The sequence below is a fragment of the Candidatus Anaplasma sp. TIGMIC genome, assembly GCF_028204095.1.
In the GTDB taxonomy this organism is placed as follows: Bacteria; Pseudomonadota; Alphaproteobacteria; order Rickettsiales; family Anaplasmataceae; genus Anaplasma.
Genome location: NZ_JAQLOH010000001.1, coordinates 31136 through 49046, shown reverse-complemented (window position 1 = coordinate 49046; position 17911 = coordinate 31136). Strand labels below are relative to the sequence as shown.

At 45.3% G+C, this 17911-nt stretch carries 8 protein-coding genes and 1 tRNA gene; 8 read left to right on the top strand and 1 reads right to left on the bottom strand.

Annotation, left to right across the window (positions count from 1 at the left end; genetic code table 11):
• Window positions 1-843: 843 nt before the first annotated feature.
• Window positions 844-1764, top strand: a complete 921-nt coding sequence (lipA, locus tag PGW94_RS00150; protein ID WP_271757141.1) for a lipoyl synthase — start codon at window positions 844-846, stop codon at window positions 1762-1764.
• Window positions 1755-1829: transfer RNA gene (locus PGW94_RS00145), tRNA-Arg, on the top strand. The genes lipA and PGW94_RS00145 overlap by 10 nt, the downstream gene beginning before the upstream one ends.
• A gap of 1032 nt (window positions 1830-2861) precedes the next feature.
• On the opposite strand, the gene pstA is transcribed toward PGW94_RS00145, so the two are convergent.
• The gene (pstA, locus tag PGW94_RS00140; protein WP_271757138.1) at window positions 2862-4103 is read right to left on the bottom strand and encodes a phosphate ABC transporter permease PstA; all 1242 of its coding nucleotides are present in this window, start codon (window positions 4101-4103) and stop codon (window positions 2862-2864) included.
• 375 nt (window positions 4104-4478) lie between these two features.
• Between pstA and PGW94_RS00135 the strand changes: the two genes are divergently transcribed.
• The 6 genes from PGW94_RS00135 (at window position 4479) to PGW94_RS00110 (ending at window position 17844) form a co-directional block, all read left to right on the top strand.
• The gene (locus tag PGW94_RS00135) at window positions 4479-5099 is read left to right on the top strand and encodes a superoxide dismutase (protein WP_271757136.1); all 621 of its coding nucleotides are present in this window, start codon (window positions 4479-4481) and stop codon (window positions 5097-5099) included.
• Window positions 5100-5188: 89 nt separating this feature from the next.
• Window positions 5189-5485: a type IV secretion system protein VirB3 gene (locus tag PGW94_RS00130; protein ID WP_271757133.1), complete on the top strand. Its 297-nt coding sequence runs from the start codon at window positions 5189-5191 to the stop codon at window positions 5483-5485.
• Window positions 5486-7891, top strand: coding sequence for a VirB4 family type IV secretion/conjugal transfer ATPase (locus PGW94_RS00125; RefSeq protein ID WP_271757129.1), 2406 nt, complete (start codon window positions 5486-5488; stop codon window positions 7889-7891).
• Window positions 7884-10421: a type IV secretion system protein gene (locus PGW94_RS00120; RefSeq protein WP_271757127.1), complete on the top strand. Its 2538-nt coding sequence runs from the start codon at window positions 7884-7886 to the stop codon at window positions 10419-10421. Before PGW94_RS00125 ends, PGW94_RS00120 begins: the two co-directional genes overlap by 8 nt.
• A gap of 148 nt (window positions 10422-10569) precedes the next feature.
• Entirely contained in the window at window positions 10570-13323 is a 2754-nt protein-coding gene (locus PGW94_RS00115) for a type IV secretion system protein (protein WP_271757124.1), read from the top strand.
• Between the two features lie 12 nt (window positions 13324-13335).
• Window positions 13336-17844, top strand: a complete 4509-nt coding sequence (locus PGW94_RS00110; protein WP_271757121.1) for a type IV secretion system protein — start codon at window positions 13336-13338, stop codon at window positions 17842-17844.
• The last annotated feature ends 67 nt before the right edge of the window (window positions 17845-17911 follow it).

The following is a 17911-nucleotide window of genomic DNA, read 5'->3' as shown; positions in this document are numbered from 1 at the left end:
GGTTTCTCTTCTCTCTTTGTCAAGAGGACTACAAGCTTTCCGCGCTTTAATCTGATGACCTTGAGGTACCCGTTAGTGCAGCTAATTTAATAGTGTGTTCTGTGAAGCTTTAAAAGCGCACACCGCGGATTCCATGCCGAGTTTACTTCATGTTCCATAAAACTCAGCACCATAGACATGAAGTGCATGAGGTTCCGTGCAACATCCTTCCCCAGTGGCTGGCGAGGCGCTGGCACACGGTTTTAAAATTTCGATTATGGGTTTGTCACATATTACGGTCAAATGCCATACCATTTCTAGTTCTGTACGAGGTGTAATGTATTGTAAGAAAACAGAGCTTCATGCATGTTTAGCTTACCATAGGCAATATGACGCTGGCACGCAGATATGTGTTGGGAATTTTCCTTCACTGTCGCTAGTTATCATTCCATATGTTATTTATACTGCCTTGTGTGGAGCGTCACCCAATGCGAGTGCGGAATTCCATGAAATTATTTGTTTGGCAGTCCGTATCTACAGTGCGTTACTGGTGCGCAGATAAGCCCTGTTGTCTGTAATATACAGTTTTTGCACATGATGCTTTGATTACGGCGTGTGATGCGTGAACTATTTCCAATTTTCTTAGATGTCCCAGCAAGTTATTAATTTCCGGTACGATGGGCCTGCGGCGATGTATTGTAAAATCAACCAAACGAGTAAAACTTTGCAATTGCGTGCTAAATCGCTAATATATCACAGGCAAGGCGTTTTGGTGCACCGGTTTGCTGTACGCTGTAGCCGGATGCGTGCTGCGGTGGTAGGTTGGCAAGGTTCTGTATTCCCTGGATTTGATGGTGTTGGTTTATGGATAGTAAGCCCAGTTGGCTAAGAGTTAAAATGCCGGGCGGTAAGGTGTTTGATGAGGTCAGGGGGTTAGTCAAGCGTTACGAGCTCAATACCGTGTGCGAGGAAGCTGCGTGCCCAAACATAGGCGAGTGCTGGAACAAACGTCACGCTACGGTCATGGTCATGGGCGATGTTTGTACAAGGGCTTGTGCCTTCTGTAATGTAAAGCTTGGTGTACCACGAGCATTGGATCCCAAAGAGCCTGAGAGAGTTGGTGCTGCAATAAGTAAATTGGGGCTGAAGCACGTTGTTATAACGTCTGTGGATCGTGATGATCTTCCCGATGGTGGGGCAAGTCACTTCGCGAAGTGTATTCGTGAAATAAGGATGAGGGACCCTACAATTACTGTTGAAATACTGACTCCAGACTTCCAAAATAAGCCCTGTGCTGTTGATATTATCGCCACATCTCGTCCGGATGTGTACAACCACAATTTGGAAACAGTGCCCAGGCTGTATGCGAGGGTTAGGCCAAGGGCAAAGTACTTTAACTCTCTGTACTTGTTGAGGCAGGTCAAAGATAAGACTCCGGGGGTGTTTACCAAATCTGGGTTAATGGTTGGGCTTGGAGAGCAAAAAGAGGAAGTGTATCAGGTTATGGACGACCTGAGGTGCGCGGGTGTCGACTTTATTGTGATCGGACAATATCTGCAGCCGACCAAGGCTAATATAGATGTGCATCGTTATGTAACTCCTGAAGAATTTGAGCAATACAAGCGTATGGCGTATGCAAAGGGGTTTTCCATGGTGGCTTCTAGCCCGTTGGCGAGGTCTTCGTACCACGCGGAAGATGATTTTCTTAGGCTAAAAGCTCTTCGTAACGCTCAACTACATGCTGCTTCAGCTCCTGTTGCGGCAGAAAACGTTATGCACTCGTAGCTCAGTCAGGATAGAGCGCTACCCTCCGGAGGTAGAGGTCGCAGGTTCGAGTCCTGCTGAGTGCACTCTGCAATGTTGCCTCGTTGTAGCTATTTGTGTTTACGGAGAAGGTGTTGCAGACTACTAGTTGGTGGTTTATGCATTCCCAATCTAGGCTACTGCAGACCTTTCAGAGTCCCTTTGCCACATTGAAGTAGTGTCGAAACCTAATGACTAATTGTTGGCAGAAACGTGCCTATGCAGTGTGAAAGCATTCCCGCGTAGACATGTATAAATCTAATACCTTGGCCCTGAAGATCTCAATGTGTCAACGCGCAGCAATACTTGCACGTTTTAGTTAAATGCGAATTAGAATTCGGAAGTACGCGCTACCATGTGGCAACAGGGAATTTATATTGCCTATCCGTTATACTTCGGCCTGATGCTTAAGCAGCTGCATGGGCTACGTGCAGTATTACTCTCAGTAATGTTTGGGTTTAAATGTGTACTGTTGATATTCTGGCACCTGAGGATTCTATGCAGCGTATACCGAGACCGAACGCAGAATAGATAATGTGTACGCATTAGATCTCCATGAGTTATCGGTAACACGGTAGAAGGGGCGATCTTACCGGTGATACCTGCCATGTATGGTTACTAAATCTACCGGGTGAAGCCCTTGTGGATATAAATTCTATGGTCATACGACAAAGCAGCGTCGCGTTGAACCTGTTTAGACAAACCTCAAGGGATTGTCTACGTTAGGAAGCGGTTTTTGCATTGTGTTTTTCGATAATCATACTAGGCCCTTAACGGTCCGTCCGATAGGCGTTGCTACATGTATAGGTTTCACTAAACATGGTGATGGATTGTATAGTCAAATAGCCACGAGTTGTTGCATTGGTAGAGCACTTGGTGGCTTCTTTTAGCGGGGCTATTGGCTCAGATAAATTATATCAGAGTGTGTTGTAGTGATTACCCTGAACCGGGTTTTGTGGACATTAAAGTGGAGATGCATCAGAGCTGTGGGAAAGAACGAGCCCTTTATATGGAGCGGTGGTAGAAGATGCTCATACTAGGCGCGTATTGAACTGCAAGCAGTGATGCTTTGTAACCTCTTAGAAGGAAAAGTGATCCAGTCGTTTTTTGATTAAATGGGCTATCATATTCAATACTAGCAGTATAAGTAGAAGAGCGATGATCGCTATTGCGGAGATTTTTGTGAACTCAGCACTTGAGTTGTTTGCCCATATGTAGATCTGCACTGGCAATACGCTGGCAGGGTCTAAGAAAGTTTTGGGTAGATCAATGACAAACGCCACCATTCCTATCATAATCAATGGAGAAGATTCCCCTATTATTCTGGCAACACTTACCATTACGCCCTGAACTAGCGAAGGCAGAGCCATAGGAAGGGAGTGATGCATTATCACTTGTATATCTGTAGCCCCTAAGGAGAAAGCAGCCTGCTTCACTGAGTCTGGTACGGACGCAAGTGCCTGCCGAGTTGTTACTATCAGGTAAGGGAGAATCATTACAGACAAAGTTATGCCGCCCGCAAGCGAAGAAGATCGCGGAACGCCAAAAATATTTAGATACACAACAAGACCCAGTACCCCGAAGATTATGGACGGTACCGAAGACAGATTGTTTATGCTTACTTCAACTATGGAAGCGATTTTACTGCTTGCCAGGAGCTCCTGCATGCATATGCCAGTCATTATTCCCAGGGGAATAGCAATAGCAAGGCAGACAGTTATAGTCAGTAGTGACCCAACTAGCGCACCTAGAATACCTGCACTTTCAGGGACTTTCGAGTGAGAGCGCGTGAATAAAGCGCGATTAAAGACTCTCTTCACCAGATGTTGCTTGTCCAACGTCCGCAGAACTTCGTAGTACAATGGGTTGCTTTTTACATTGTTTAGGAAGTCAGTAGATGCATTGAGCCAAAGCCCGTCAGTGAGTTTGTAACCCTTGCTGATGAAGCACGCAAGATCGTGATGTGCTGTATCGCTTATAACGCTACGAGCAGCTTTTTTCACATCTGGGTCTTCTAGGTCAATGTGATCTTCTAGAGCTTTGTCCAGTGCGTTGTTTATGAGTTTTATGCAGTCTTCTCTCAGATAAAAGCCTTCCTTTCTAACGTGTTCGGTATTTTCCACATGGAGTAAAATTTTCGTCACGGTTAAGGCCTTATAGCCATTTGTAACAATACTGCACAGTACAAGCACAAGCATACCGACGGAAGTGCCTAGCGCTGACAAAGAAAGCAGGGCGAAGAAACGGTCTTTTTTACTTCTTAAGAAGACACGCACACTTTTTCTGTGTTGCCTGAGCAACATTGCCAAGTTCTTTCCCATAATGTTCCGAAAATACAGCGAAAAGAGAAACCACAGACCACTAGGTACCGATAGTCACGCTCAGGTAAAGATGCTACATCCTTTGAAAGTCATTAGAAAGAGTTTTGTGCGAAAAAGAATTCATCTTCGCGCCCAGATTGTATAAATAGCCACGGATCTCGTGCATGAGATGCGATACTGTGGGGCAAGAACTGCTACGTGCAGTGGCAATGTGTCTTACAACTTCTTGAGCAAGAGGCGATGCATATTTTCTACCAGAAATGGAAAATAAGTGTAAGTGCCATATGCGGGGTTAGATGGCTTCAGGGGCTTAGTTGTTGCATTTTGACAATATAATTGTTATAAGTTTACGTTTGCACAGCGAGGGATTTAGGAATGTTTGAATTAGCCAGTCTTCCTTACGATGGCTTGGAGCCTCATATCTCTGCTAAATTGTTAGACCGTCACTATAACGGGCACCACAGGACTTATGTGGATGTCTTGAACAAACTTGTTGCTGGTACTGAGTTTGAAGGTCTTGGCAACGAGAGCTTGGAAGATATAGTAGTTCGGTCGCACAAAAATGGGAGTGCTGGCAGGGCGATATTTAATAACGCTGCCCAGATATGGAATCATGATTTTTATTGGAAATCCATGAAGCGTGGAGGTGGTGGTAACCCTCCAGAAAAGTTGTCTGGCCTCATAGATGTCAGCTTTGGCGGGATGGATGAGTTCAGAAACGCATTTACCGCGAGCGGATTAGGGCAGTTTGGCAGTGGATGGGTATGGCTTGTATACGAACAGGAGTCAAAGAAGTTGCGTGTTGTCAATGCCCCCAATGCGGATTCGCCCCTACTGACGCCAGGGCAAGTACCTTTGGTGACCATGGATGTGTGGGAGCATGCTTATTATCTTGACTATCTCAATGTTAGGAAGCAATACATTGACGTATTTCTAGATTACTTGCTAAATTGGGACTTTGTCTTGCAGAGGTTGGAGAGCATAGGTGCGTTGTAGGGCATCAAGGTAGCTTTGTAGCGGTTAAAAGTTTGATAACCTTTTGTTGCTAGAGTCTGTCAAGAGTTGCATGTACCAAGTGTGGTTCAGTGATGTCCGGTAGCGTGAAAGCAGATCAGCTATTCAAGGGGTTGACTAGGCCCACTATGCTGTTCGGGGTTAGCTATACTTTTGCGATTACCAATCTCATGCTTTCGGTAATGATATTCATGTACAGCAACGACTTCAGGGTGTTGTTTATACTTGCGCCCGGTATACATGCGCTAGGATTTGCGGCATCTGCTAAAGACCCTCTGTTTATGGATTTGTTCATCATAAAGATGCAGAAGTGCAGCAGATGTCTAAATCGCTTCTATCACAACGCCAACTCTTACGATGTCATGTAGATGCTAAAAATAGGAAGGATAGCGACAACGAAAAAACGAAAGATCGTTGAGAAGGAATGTCATGAGTCGCACTTTCTTCCATATCATGGGCATTGGAACAGCACCACTCTTATAACCAAGGACGGATCGCTGCTCAAGGTTATCAAGTTGTCGGGATATGCGTTTGAGACTGCGGATGATGAAGATCTCACTATACAGAACTCCATACGTAACCAGACTTTGCGCAGTATGTCCTCGTCTTCGTTTGGTCTGTATTTCCACATAATAAGGCGTAGGAGGAATGCATTTACCGAAGGATTTGCCAGTAAGCAGTTTTCCAATGCGTTTGCAGATTCGGTCAACCTACAATGGCGAGAGAAGCATAAGACCAAGCAGTCTTTTGTCAATGAGCTGTACATAACGATTGTCAGGGAGGGGAGTAAGAAAAGCACGGAGCTGTTTGTGAACTTACTCAAGAAGATAAATAAAAAGGCGGCTACAGAAGGCTGGAGAAACGACATGAGGGCCACTTATGAGGATCTCGAAGAGGTGACCAATCGTGTAGTTACCAGCTTGCGCAACTATGCGCCCAGAGAGCTTGGAATAAGGCAGACGCCTGCTGGTAACTTCTCTGAAATTATGGAATTTTTACTACAGATTGTGAACTGTAGTGCAGTGCACAATGTGGCCGTTAACCTTGGTGATATCTCCAGGCAACTTCCTGTGCACAGGTTATATTTTGGGCGCAAGGTTGTGCAGGTGGTTGGGTATGATGAGTCGAGGTATGCGGGTATTATCAGCCTAAAAGAATATGGGCAGACTACATCAGCCGGTATGTTGGACGCGTTCTTGCAGCTTCCGTACGAGTTCATAATAACGCAGTCCTTTAAGTTTACTAATAGGCAGGCTGCGATCACGAAAATGCAGATTCAGCAGAATCGTATGATACAGTCTTCCGATAAGGCTGTGTCTCAGATCTATGAGATATCTAAAGCTCTGGATGATGCTACAAGTGGTAAGATAGCGTTTGGATTGCACCATCTCACGGTTCTATGTATAGAAAAAACGCCGAAAAATTTGGAAAATGCTCTTTCACTTGTAGAGGCGGAATTGTCTAACTGTGGTGTGTACCCAGTTAGAGAGAAGGTGAATCTGGAGCCTGCATTTTGGGCGCAGCTGCCTGGTAATTTTTCGTATGTTGTTAGGAAGGCCGTCATAAGCACTCTCAACATGGCGGGTTTTGCGTCCCAGCACAATTATCCCAGTGGCAAGAAATTTGGCAATCACTGGGGCGAAGCTGTGACCGTTTTTGATACAACTTCAGGGACTCCGTTTTTCTTCAGCTTTCACATACGTGACGTAGGGCATACGGCAATTATAGGCCCTACAGGTGCCGGTAAAACGGTGCTGATGAACTTTTTGTGCGTTCAAGCGATGAAGTTTTCCCCGAGAATATTCTTCTTTGACAAAGATCACGGTGCTGAAATATTTATAAGGGCGCTGAACGGCGTATACTCTGTAATTGAGCCCAGGGGTGTTACCGGGTTAAATCCACTTCATCTTGATGACACTGCGGACAATAGGACTTTCCTTATGGAGTGGTTCAAGATACTTGCTACTACGCTTTCTGACAAATTAACACCCGAAGATGTATTGCGTATTGATGACGCTATAGTAGGAAATTTCAAGCTGAAGAAAGAAGACAGGATGCTGCGTAATCTTGTGCCTTTTTTGGGTATAGGGGGCGAAGATACGTTAGCAAGTCGCATGATGATGTGGCACTCAGAGGGATCTCATGCGTCATTATTTGACAACGAGGAAGATGTTCTAGATTTCACAAAATCTCGTGTTTTTGGCTTTGAGATGGGTAATCTACTCAAGGATCCTGTAGCACTTGCTCCTACGTTGTTATATCTTTTCCACAAGATAAGCATTTCTCTGGATGGAACACCGTCTGTAATTGTATTGGATGAAGCGTGGGCTTTAATAGACAATCCTGTGTTTGCTCCGAGAATTAAAGACTGGCTTAAGGTACTCAGGAAGCTTAACACCTTTGTTATCTTTGCTACACAGAGTGTGGAGGACGCGAGCAAGAGTCAGATCAGTGATACGTTGGTTCAGCAAACCGCGACGCAGATATTTTTGCCAAACTTAAAGGCTACCAGTGCCTACAGGGATGTGTTTATGCTAACAGAACGGGAGTATTCTTTAATAAAATTTACAGATCCTGGTACTAGATTCTTTCTTGTGAAGCAGGGTGTTAGTGCTGTGGTGGCAAGGATAGATCTTAGAGGGCTTGACGACACAATAAATGTTTTGTCGGGCAGGGCTGAGACTGTTGCTGTGCTTCGCGATATTTTGGAAGAGGTTGGTAATGACCCTAATGTATGGTTGCCTATTTTTCATCGAAGGGTGAAAAATGCTTAATATAGCCAGGGTTATATCACTAATGGCAGTGTTGCTGGTGGCGGTTCCGCTGTCAACGTACGCATCGGTAGATACAAAAAGTGCAGAAGGTGCCAATGCAGGAGATGATCACCTAGTTAACTACCGGCACGCAGAGGCTACTAATCCTCGTTGTGGAGGCTCAGATGAGTTGGCGATAATTGGTGGTGCCGGCATTGGTGCAGCTATGGCTGCGGGACTCACTGGCGTTATAGTATTCAACACACATTTGCCTGGGTCTAGGTTCGTTGGTACTCTACTGATGGTTGGATCCATCACAACCATAGCGGCAGGTGTTGCTGCGTCAGCGCCATATTTTGCCTGTCACTGGAGCTTTGTGCGCCATCCTGTGCTGCGATTTGAAAGCGGTGAGAAAGAGTACAAAACAAATCCCGATCATAAGGAAAAGAACTACAAGGAGTGTACAGATCCCAAAGGTGGCGCGACGAGTATTGTCGATAAATACAAAAATGGCACTTGTAACAAGGAATTCGTAAACATGGCGGATTACTACGCATGTATTTCTCCTGGTACGAGTTTGGAAGAGGCTAGTAAGAATGAGCCAATGTGCCCCGAGAGAAAATTTAAACAAGCTAGTGAGTACGCATGGCCAAAAAATCGTGTTTCGAGCTCGCGTCAAATAGAGGTATGCTATCGCCATCCTCTTAATACTCTGGTTACATCTCCCTTCGCGCTGTTTGCTATGCACTTTGCAGATAAATCGTATACGGAACTTCTGAAAGAGGGGAAGTATCCCCGGGAGTCTACATTTGGTGATGTTGACATGCATAAGGCCAAGCTCGCAGTTTCAGGGGCATGGAGCAGTAATGACAATGCTGTTGATTGCATAGTTCTTGAAGCAGGGCAAGAAGGCACTATTTATGATGTTACCTATAGAGCGGTTGAAAGAGGCTCTAGGTTGTGTGTGGATGCGGTTAAGTTGTCAGGTATGCGCTTAGCGGGGCAGCCAGAAATTGGTTGCCAGTTGCGGCCCAATTCTGCGCCAGTTCCCATGTGCGCGCAATCTGTTCCGAACAAAGAGACAACGAAGGAGGGGATAGAGGTCATTAAAAGCTACGACAATAGTGCGTGTTACAGCTGTTATGTGGCTGAGACATGCAAGGGAGTGGCAAATTTGCACTCTAAATCTGTATTCCCTGTGACTGCAGTTATAGTTGGATGTATTGTAGACTCTCTTAAGAATCTGCTTGAGCCTCCTCAAGGCTGTTCTAATAGGGTTAACTCTGTGAGATCAGTTAACCCTGGCTTTTTGAAAGTTGCTCAGGAAAAATTGAAAAAAGGCGTGATGGCTGCGCTGATCTTGGCTCTTATACTGTTTTCTATAAAAGCAGTTTTGGGTGGAGTACAAAACGCATCAGAGCTTTACATGACTGTAATAAAGTTCGCTTTGGTGATCTACTTCACTCAGGGCAGTGCGATGTCTCACGCATATGACCAGCTTACCAAGCTTTCGATTGGACTTTCCGATATAGTCTTGCAAGCTGCTGGGAGCAGTAATGGTGTCTGTGATTTCAAGGCATCGGATTACGCACCTGGGTATGTGTACCTAATGCCATGGGATAGGCTTGACTGTCGCGTAATGTTTTATCTCGGTAGTCAGCTGACTATGGGTACTGGCACGGGCATTGTGCTGACAATGCTGCTTAGCGCGGGGTTATTAATTGCTGCGATACTTATTAATGCAAAGGTCATCATATGTTTGGTGGCGTTTTTCGCGGTACTAATGCTTATATTCACCGTCATATGGACAGTGTACGTCTTCCTTTTGTCGCTGATCGCGCTTACGGTTTTGACAATAATTTCGCCCCTCATGATTCCTATGTGTCTGTTTCAGGCTACAAAGGGCTTCTTCGATGGATGGACTAGGCAGTTGATGACGTACTCCTTGTATCCGGTTATCCTGTTCGCCTTTATGTCGCTGATGTTCACCGTTTTCGATAACCTATATTTTGGTAAATTAGAGTTCAAACGTGGTGATAGTACTGCCGTTAAGGTGCAGGGATCATCCAGCAGTAAGATATGGTTTGAGCTTAAAGATCGTAAGGCGTGCGAAAAGCCAGAGAATGAAAGCAATCTTGCTTGTATGTTCGATTCAGTTCGATTCCATACAAAGCCATTGTTCCTGGGGATTTCTGTAAGTTCACCGGAGTTTAAGGCTGCTACTGCAGAGATGTGGACTAAGCTAGGGGTCTTTGTTTTGATTGGTTTCCTGTTCTACCACTTCTTGAGTTCTATATCATACATAGCTGGTGAGCTTGCTGGAGATCCTAGGGCTGGTGCTATCGGTAGTGGCGGTATGAATCCGCGAAGTATGGCTCGTGGCGCTATGGGTGCAGCTGCTTCGATGAGGAGCTTTGCATCAGGTAAGGCTGCGGATCTTGGAAATCGGCTCCGTAGCGGCATGAGTGGCGGAGACAAGGGTGCAGATGGTACAGACAAGGTATCAGGTGGCAGTGTCCGTGCAAAGGGTGCAAAAGATAGTGGCGGGTAGTGGCCTGCGGTAAGTGATGGAAAAGACATGGTGGATCTCTCGCGTGATTTTGGGGCTGTTGACATGTCGTTTTTCCTGACCTTAGTGATGCGTAACTGAAGTAGATAGAGAGCGTGTAGTGCCGAGGATTATCCCCATAATTTTTGTAATGTTTCTAGCTGGGTGCGGATACCATGGCTGCATATCCCAGGCTGACGTATATAGGGATATTATCAGAAGTGTTGTGTACACAAATCCAGGTTCTGGTGCTGAGGGAAAGGTTAGCTACTGGACTAAGGTAGATTTTCCTGTAAACGGCAAGGACATAACATTAGAAATCGACAACTACTACCTGAATTTTTGTGAAAACGCTAGGGTTGAAGCATATGATTTGCGCATACCGGAGGCGGCATCGCTTCAACCTGGGCAGGAAGAGAGGTTCGACATCAAGTTTCCTGTGCGTATATTGAAAGGGGAAGAGATCACATTTTCACTTAATCCTGTTAAGGATTTCATTGTGGATGAGAGTATATGTAGAAATTACGACGAGGATGTGCATGTTACGGATACGGATGCATGCCTGAAAAATAACATGAATCACAAGCATTACATATACTTTAGCGGCAAGCTTAGTTCTAAATATGGATTTTCGAACAGTTGGTATCAACTGGATGGTACGGGGACACCTTTGATAGATGAATATGTTGTGCCGTACTTAATGCATACAGGCGGCAGTGGAAAAACTGTGAAACCGAGCGACACTCGCGGCAATACGATGCTCTGCCTAAGCAGGGGGGAAATAAAAAAGAAGATTGAAAGGGACTTTCCTCCCGATACCAGCTCTACCAGAGAAAGCAGGTACGAGGAAGACAAAAAAGAAAAGGAAAAAAAACTTGCAGATATGCACGCCGAGATGCGCGCTCTGCGGGAAGGACTGGTGGACACCATGGATGAATATTCCATCAATGTCAACTGTGGCAAATTGTGTGGCAGTGACGGTAAGACTGGTGGAACCACTGAAGGCGACGTGGGTAAAACTGACTGCAAAGGTTGGCATTTACTTACCGTAGGTGGAAAAAATGTACTTCCTATGGTTCGCATTGAAGGCAGCGACTTGACTCTAAAAACAGCGCCAGCCGCCAGTCAGGCGACAAGTACTTTTCCCAATAGTGACAGTATTCGTGGTGGCAGTAATGTGCAAAACCTTACTGAAGCGTTGGGTCAAGTTAAAAGCAAGTATGACGGTACTTCTGCAACAACAAGCACTGTAAAGCATGTGGCAGAAAGAAATCCTCTATACTTAGATCAAGCGTATGTTTTTAATGATGCGAGTGGTACTGAATCACAGCAGGAGGAGCATAAAATTACGTTGGTTGTTAAGAACGATAGCAAGCTACGTATAGCCGGAGGATATAACATCAGGATCAAGAAAGAGTGTTCGGCTCATATAGAAAATAGTCTCTACTATACGTTTTCCAGTGGTATACCCGTAGGTTTACCCGGTTCTAACGATACGCAGCACAAAAAAATAAATTTCTTCTCTACTTTCCCCATTCAGATAAAGGGTGGAGACAGTGGGGATCTATACATAGGTGTTAAGGATAACGGTGATGGTTATGAGAATAACCTAGGGTTTTTTGAAATCCGTGCCAAGGTAATGAAGACTCCTCCAAAGGTGTTTAGCCACATTGCGTCATGGACAGAAGGCCAGGTTCGTGCAGCGCTGTATGGGCGTAGTGGCTCCGATAACGCAGTGCGCAAGATGTATGAGCATATCAGTACGCGAAGCACTTTCATGGCCACAGTGAATGCGATGTTAGTTCTGTATGTTGTCGTGAGTGCCTTGTATTTCTTCCTCGGTTTTTCTAGAGCTTCGGTATTTCAACTTGCGATTATGATCTCCAAGGTTGTGATCGTGATGTTGGTCCTTCAGCCTGGGAGCTGGGAGTTTTTCAATGGCAAACTGTTCAACCTCTTTATCGGGGGGCCAAAATTCTTGATAGGGGCTATGACAGGGGGCATTGGATCCGACGGGGATTTTGGATTTATGGACGGAATACTGTTCAGGTTTAGTGTGTCGCAGACCTGGATTCAATTGTTGGCAATGATATTTGCTGGTCCTGTTGGGTGGTTGTCTGTGGTTCTTATCTTCTGGGGCATTTTTGTTCTAGTGCAGTTTTTGTTTCAGGCAGTTGTTATATACCTGATTTCCATGATGACAATAGCGCTACTTTTGAGTGTTGCGCCCTATTTCCTCATATGTGTTTTGTTCAAGCGGACTAAAAACATATTTGATATGTGGATCAAAACTCTTCTTCAGACTGCAGTTCAGCCTGTTCTGATATTTTCGTGTATTGCGCTACTTATTAACGCGATTAACGAAGTGATATACGCAATGCTTAATTTTGAGGTTTGTGATGCCTGTGTTTACAAGGCTGACTTAATGCTGACTAAAATATGTGTGTTAAGCTTCCCCCTGCCTATAGGCGTTATACCCATGACCCCGATTAATGACACTATAAGGGAGATTACAAACACGGGTGAGACAGTTCTTTTGGGCTTACCGGGTCCGGTATTTAACATTCTGATTTTCCTGGCGCTCGTTCATGCGGCTAGGGATTTTGTACTGAACAGTGGGGATATGTGTAGCATCATGTTTGGCGCATTCACAAATCTGTCTGATGTTGGCGGCAATGCTGCGCAGTCGATACTTAGCACATTTGGCTTTGACAAAACGACTGGACATATGTTGGATCAGCACAAATTGCAGTCCAGTCGCTTCCACAGGGGATCAGGCGGGGGTCGGGCAGATAGTTCTCTTATTGGACCGATGTCTGGGTTTGGTGGTACAGCTTCTGGTTCAGGTGGTGGAACGCGCAGGAGGCCTATCATCCATCCGGCTGATCCCCCAGCAAGCTTTTAGGGAGTGTTTGCAATGGTGAGATTACTACTCTTAGTTTTGGTAATACTACTCTCGGGCTGTGGTGGTGGAAAGTGCATTGAGCCGGGCTTAGGCGTGAGTACCAATTCTACTGAGGTGAAGGTTCCTGTGATGCCGGAGGGGGCGGATAGCAAAAATCCAGCAAGGTATTGGGTAAATTCAGGATACCGTGTTGAGGAGGGTAAAGAGCTCAAACTTACAGTTGAGCGCACTATAAATTTCTGTCCCGTGTCTACGAAGGCACCGCCGACTGTTGTTAGAATGTATCAAGATTACTTCTCTACGGAGCCAAAGAGGTTTCACAATTCTCATATCGACGTTTTACCGGGAGATCAGCTCACATTTACTGCGCATACGTATGATTTTGATTATCCTCCGTGCAGCAAGATAGTAAACGGCGATAGTCCACTAATATACTATGATGACAACACGGTTTTCAAAGACGGTAACTGTAAAAAAGCCATTCCAGCGGAGCAAATTTGTTCTTCCGGGGCAGCTCCTATTGTTGATGTTCCTAGTGGGGCTGAAGATAAGAAGTACAAACTATACATGAAGGAAGCCGGGGGCAATTGTAGAGAATTAGACGCCAAAATTAGCTTTCCTAAGGTTGGTGGTGGCCATGTTAGAATGCCCAGATTGCAATTCCCTCTTGGGTATATAGGGATAGTGGATAGAGTTTCATCCAATGTGATGAAGACTTCTGCTAAGCATGTGGTGGCAAGTGGTAAGCTACACGATGCTCGTACTATCCGTATGCAGGTTCCTATTGAGCTCACGACAGAAAATTGCGAACTTTTCAAAAAGAGTGAAGTTTCAACCACCTTGGAAAATCTTCTAAGTGTCAAACAACTAAGTAACGCAGCTGAGCGAGGCAGGTATACTCGTAAGTATGAAACAGAAAAGAAAAATACAGACAGTGTCTCGACGCTGACGACACCAGGACAGCCTGCAGTTGAAGAGAAGGATAAGAAAAAAATCGCACAGATGCTACGTGAGTATACAGAGTACGATATTAACTGTAACTGCGGTTTCATATGCTCGCCTGATAAAAAAATGGGTGATAAGGATTGTGTAAGGACCATTGTCAGTGTTCTGAACAACAAGTTAGTCTGCCCTACACCTGTTGGTGATCTAAAAGCTCTTAGTCTCTACGACAATACGGGTACTGGGAGTAGTAGTGCTCCTAATATCACGATTCCAGACCTTACTAGTAAAAACATGAACGATCTAAAAAAGGCTGTGGAATCTATTAAGATTTTGGAATCTTCAGCAACTACGAAAGCATTGAAGAATGATAATAAGAGCTTTAAAGAAGTTCACGAAAAGACATACGAACTGGCAGAAGGTGTTGTGGCGGTCATTGTTGATCCGAAGAACAAGAACTACAGGGATAAGGGTAATATTAGCAACTACTGCTCATATAACGAAAAATGTAAGTATTTGCCGGAAACGATTACCGGTCTTCAGCGTACGAAATTTTCTGATGGTAATGCTCCTACCTTTGCTACTGGTAGCTTGAAGCTGAATCATGTTTATGAAGTTAAGGATGCTGGTCGTGTGATGTTGGTGTACTGGCCACCTCTAGATGAGCTGAATCAGCTTTACCATAAAGGTAAAGCTGCAAAAGCCAAAGTTGTTCTTGCGTACAGAAAGAGTGGTAACAAGTTTGTGGAGCAGAAGGGTACAAAGTATTACGAACCAACCATGTTGGATGAATACTTAGAGAGAAGGTTTTGGCATCACGATGAATCTACTGTAAGCAAGAATGCTCGGACTGGAGACAATGCATTAAGTGATTTACGTGCGGGAGGGCCTGCGATTATTGTAGACCAGGGCAATAAAGTATCTGTGCCCAAACAGGGTAAGGTGGCAGTGGTAACTACTCAGCAGTCAACTGTCGGAATTCCTCAAGATGAACTTGGTACGGCACTACGGGGCTTTTACGCTCTAGATGTACATAGAACATGCTATGCTACTGGTGGTAAGAAACTATATATGTACATAGGGGAAACCCCACCTACTGTTGGTGTTGATGAAAACGCTAGGAAAACTCTAGGTAGTGACATAGTAGAACTTGATCTCGAGGCCGAGCGGGATAAGCGGGTAGGAAGCAAGATGCATAACGGCAGTTACGTTATCAATAAGAAGGATAGTGGAGAGAAGAAAAAGGGCTATTTGTATTTTGCTGTAGATGTTGACCCTGGGTACGAGGCAGAGCTCAAGAAATCTGACAGTGCAGACAACTACTATTCTGTTAGGTTATGGATTCCCCGCTGGACCCCAATCTTTTCCAGATTTTTTGTATATCTGCAGGGGACAATCTTACATGTATTGTATGGCACTGAGGCACCGGTATTCTCTAATGACTCTAAAGTGCAAGATGTCTCACAAGCCTTGAGCAAAGCGCTCGGTGAGGACCGTACCAGTGGTACAAAGAAAAAGATAGGTGCTGTACAGCAAATTTACAATAACCAAGTTGTCTCAAAGCCGTTTTGGAATGCGACACGGGCGGTACTAGTACTATATCTGATGTTTTCTGTTCTTGGATACATTATAGGGGTGATACAAATTACTAAGTACGATCTAAGTGTCAGGGTTGCAAAGATGGCTCTGATCGCGATGTTAGTCTCGCCCTCTAGTTGGAAGTTTTTCAATGAACATTGTTTCAGTTTATTTACAGTAGGTATTCCGGACATTATTTCTGCCTTTAATGGATATTTGGGAGGCGATTCGGCATTTGTATTTCTTGATTCAACAATTGGCTTGTTTATAACGTCTGAGTTCTGGCTACGTATGTTATCGCTGCTAACGGCAGGGCCCGTTGGCTGGCTGTTGTTGTTTGGAATAGCATGGGCGTTGTGGTCTTTGTTTGTTGCGATGATCAGCGCGATCATCAAGTATCTTTTTGTAATGGTTGCCCTGGCGTTTCTTATTACTCTGGCGCCGTTATTCATAACATTTCTGCTCTTCCAATATACAAGGGGAATATTCGATGGCTGGCTGAAGATGATAGTGAACTTCGCGCTTCAGCCTATAATACTGTTTGCGGCCTTGGCATTTTTAAACCAGGTCATCGTTACGAGCTTGCATGCAGTGACTGACTTTGCTGCATGTGAGTCATGTGCTGTGGGCTTTGACCTCTCTTCGAAAGACCCAGAGTCTCCGGGCAAAAAGGATATATGCATCATTCCCGCATTGTTACCCATAGGATACTCAAATGAGCTCAGTGTTGACGACAGGATCCGAGAAGGGCTTGCGAGAAATGATACAGGTTTCATGGGATTGCCGTTTAGTGTGGCCATGGTGCTTATTTTGATACTTGCATGTAAGGCCACAAGTGAATTTGTGCAGATATCGGAAACATTGGCACATTCGATATCGGGTAGCGTTTCGGGTATTGCTGCATCGGCAGTAGGTGCTACACAAGCGATGTTGGGAGTTGTTGGTCTTGATCACATGACTCAGAGTCTGATCAAGTCTGCTAGAAGCATGACGCCTCCACACACAGAGAAGATCAAATTTGAAGGTAAGGGGTTGTCGCAGCCGCGTCATGATGCAGTTGCGCGCCATGGTGCTGGTGTACCCGGTATATCTGGTGAAGATGTAGGTCATCATGGCGACGATAGAGTATCTGGAGGTTCTCAGGCTAGGCGTGGTACACGAGGATTAGATGAATTGCTAGAAGATAGAGTGGAAGGCGGAAATACTGTGGATGATGACAGGTATTCGGAGCTTCCAAGGCATGCAACTAGTAGCGGCACAGGTATGCAGGGAAGAGGTGGGCGGAATGAACATCTATATGAGAGCATTGGCGATCTCAGCGATACGGCGTCCATAGCTTCGGGCGAATATGAGAATATGGACAATGCTAGTGGAGGTTCTGGTGCTGCAGGTGGTGCTGGAACTAGTGCTGCTCAAGGCTTCAGTGGCCAAGGTTCAGAGGATATTGTTTCTAGCCCAGAAAGAGCTGAAAGGTTAGAAGTGGGGCTGGGCGAATATGGTGGCAGCCGTAGCAGGGACGTTAGTTTTGAAGACGTAGCTCAGGGCTCTAGTGCCCCTACTGGTAACACGCAGAGCAGTGTTGATAATACTCCTGCTGGAGGCGGCTCTGGGGAAGAATACGGGTTAGGTGCAGCACATGCAGCTGGAGAAGCTCTGCAGCACGATAAAATATCAGGTGCTACTTCTGGGGCTACCGACAGGCGCCAAGATATGGGTGGCGGGTCTTCTGAACGAAGAGATTCGGGGCGTAATCGTAGCGCATCAAAAAGCAGCGGATCTTCGGGTGATGAGGGAAGGGATATTGCTTCAGGAGAATATGGCGACATGGGTTCTGATACAAGAGACAGGGCAGATATACGAGAGTTTGAAGATTTATTGAGTGATGTACAAGGCACAGATGCAGATGAGGATGTGCGTAGCCGTAGTGGCACAGGTGATAGCAAAGACGAGGATGTAGCCGAAGGTGGCGGCGCTGAAGAGGGAGAAGATAAGGATAAATAGGGTCGCATGAAGGGGCTCAGAGGAGGCCCTTTCTGTCGACATGTGAGTATGCGTATTCTATGTTTCG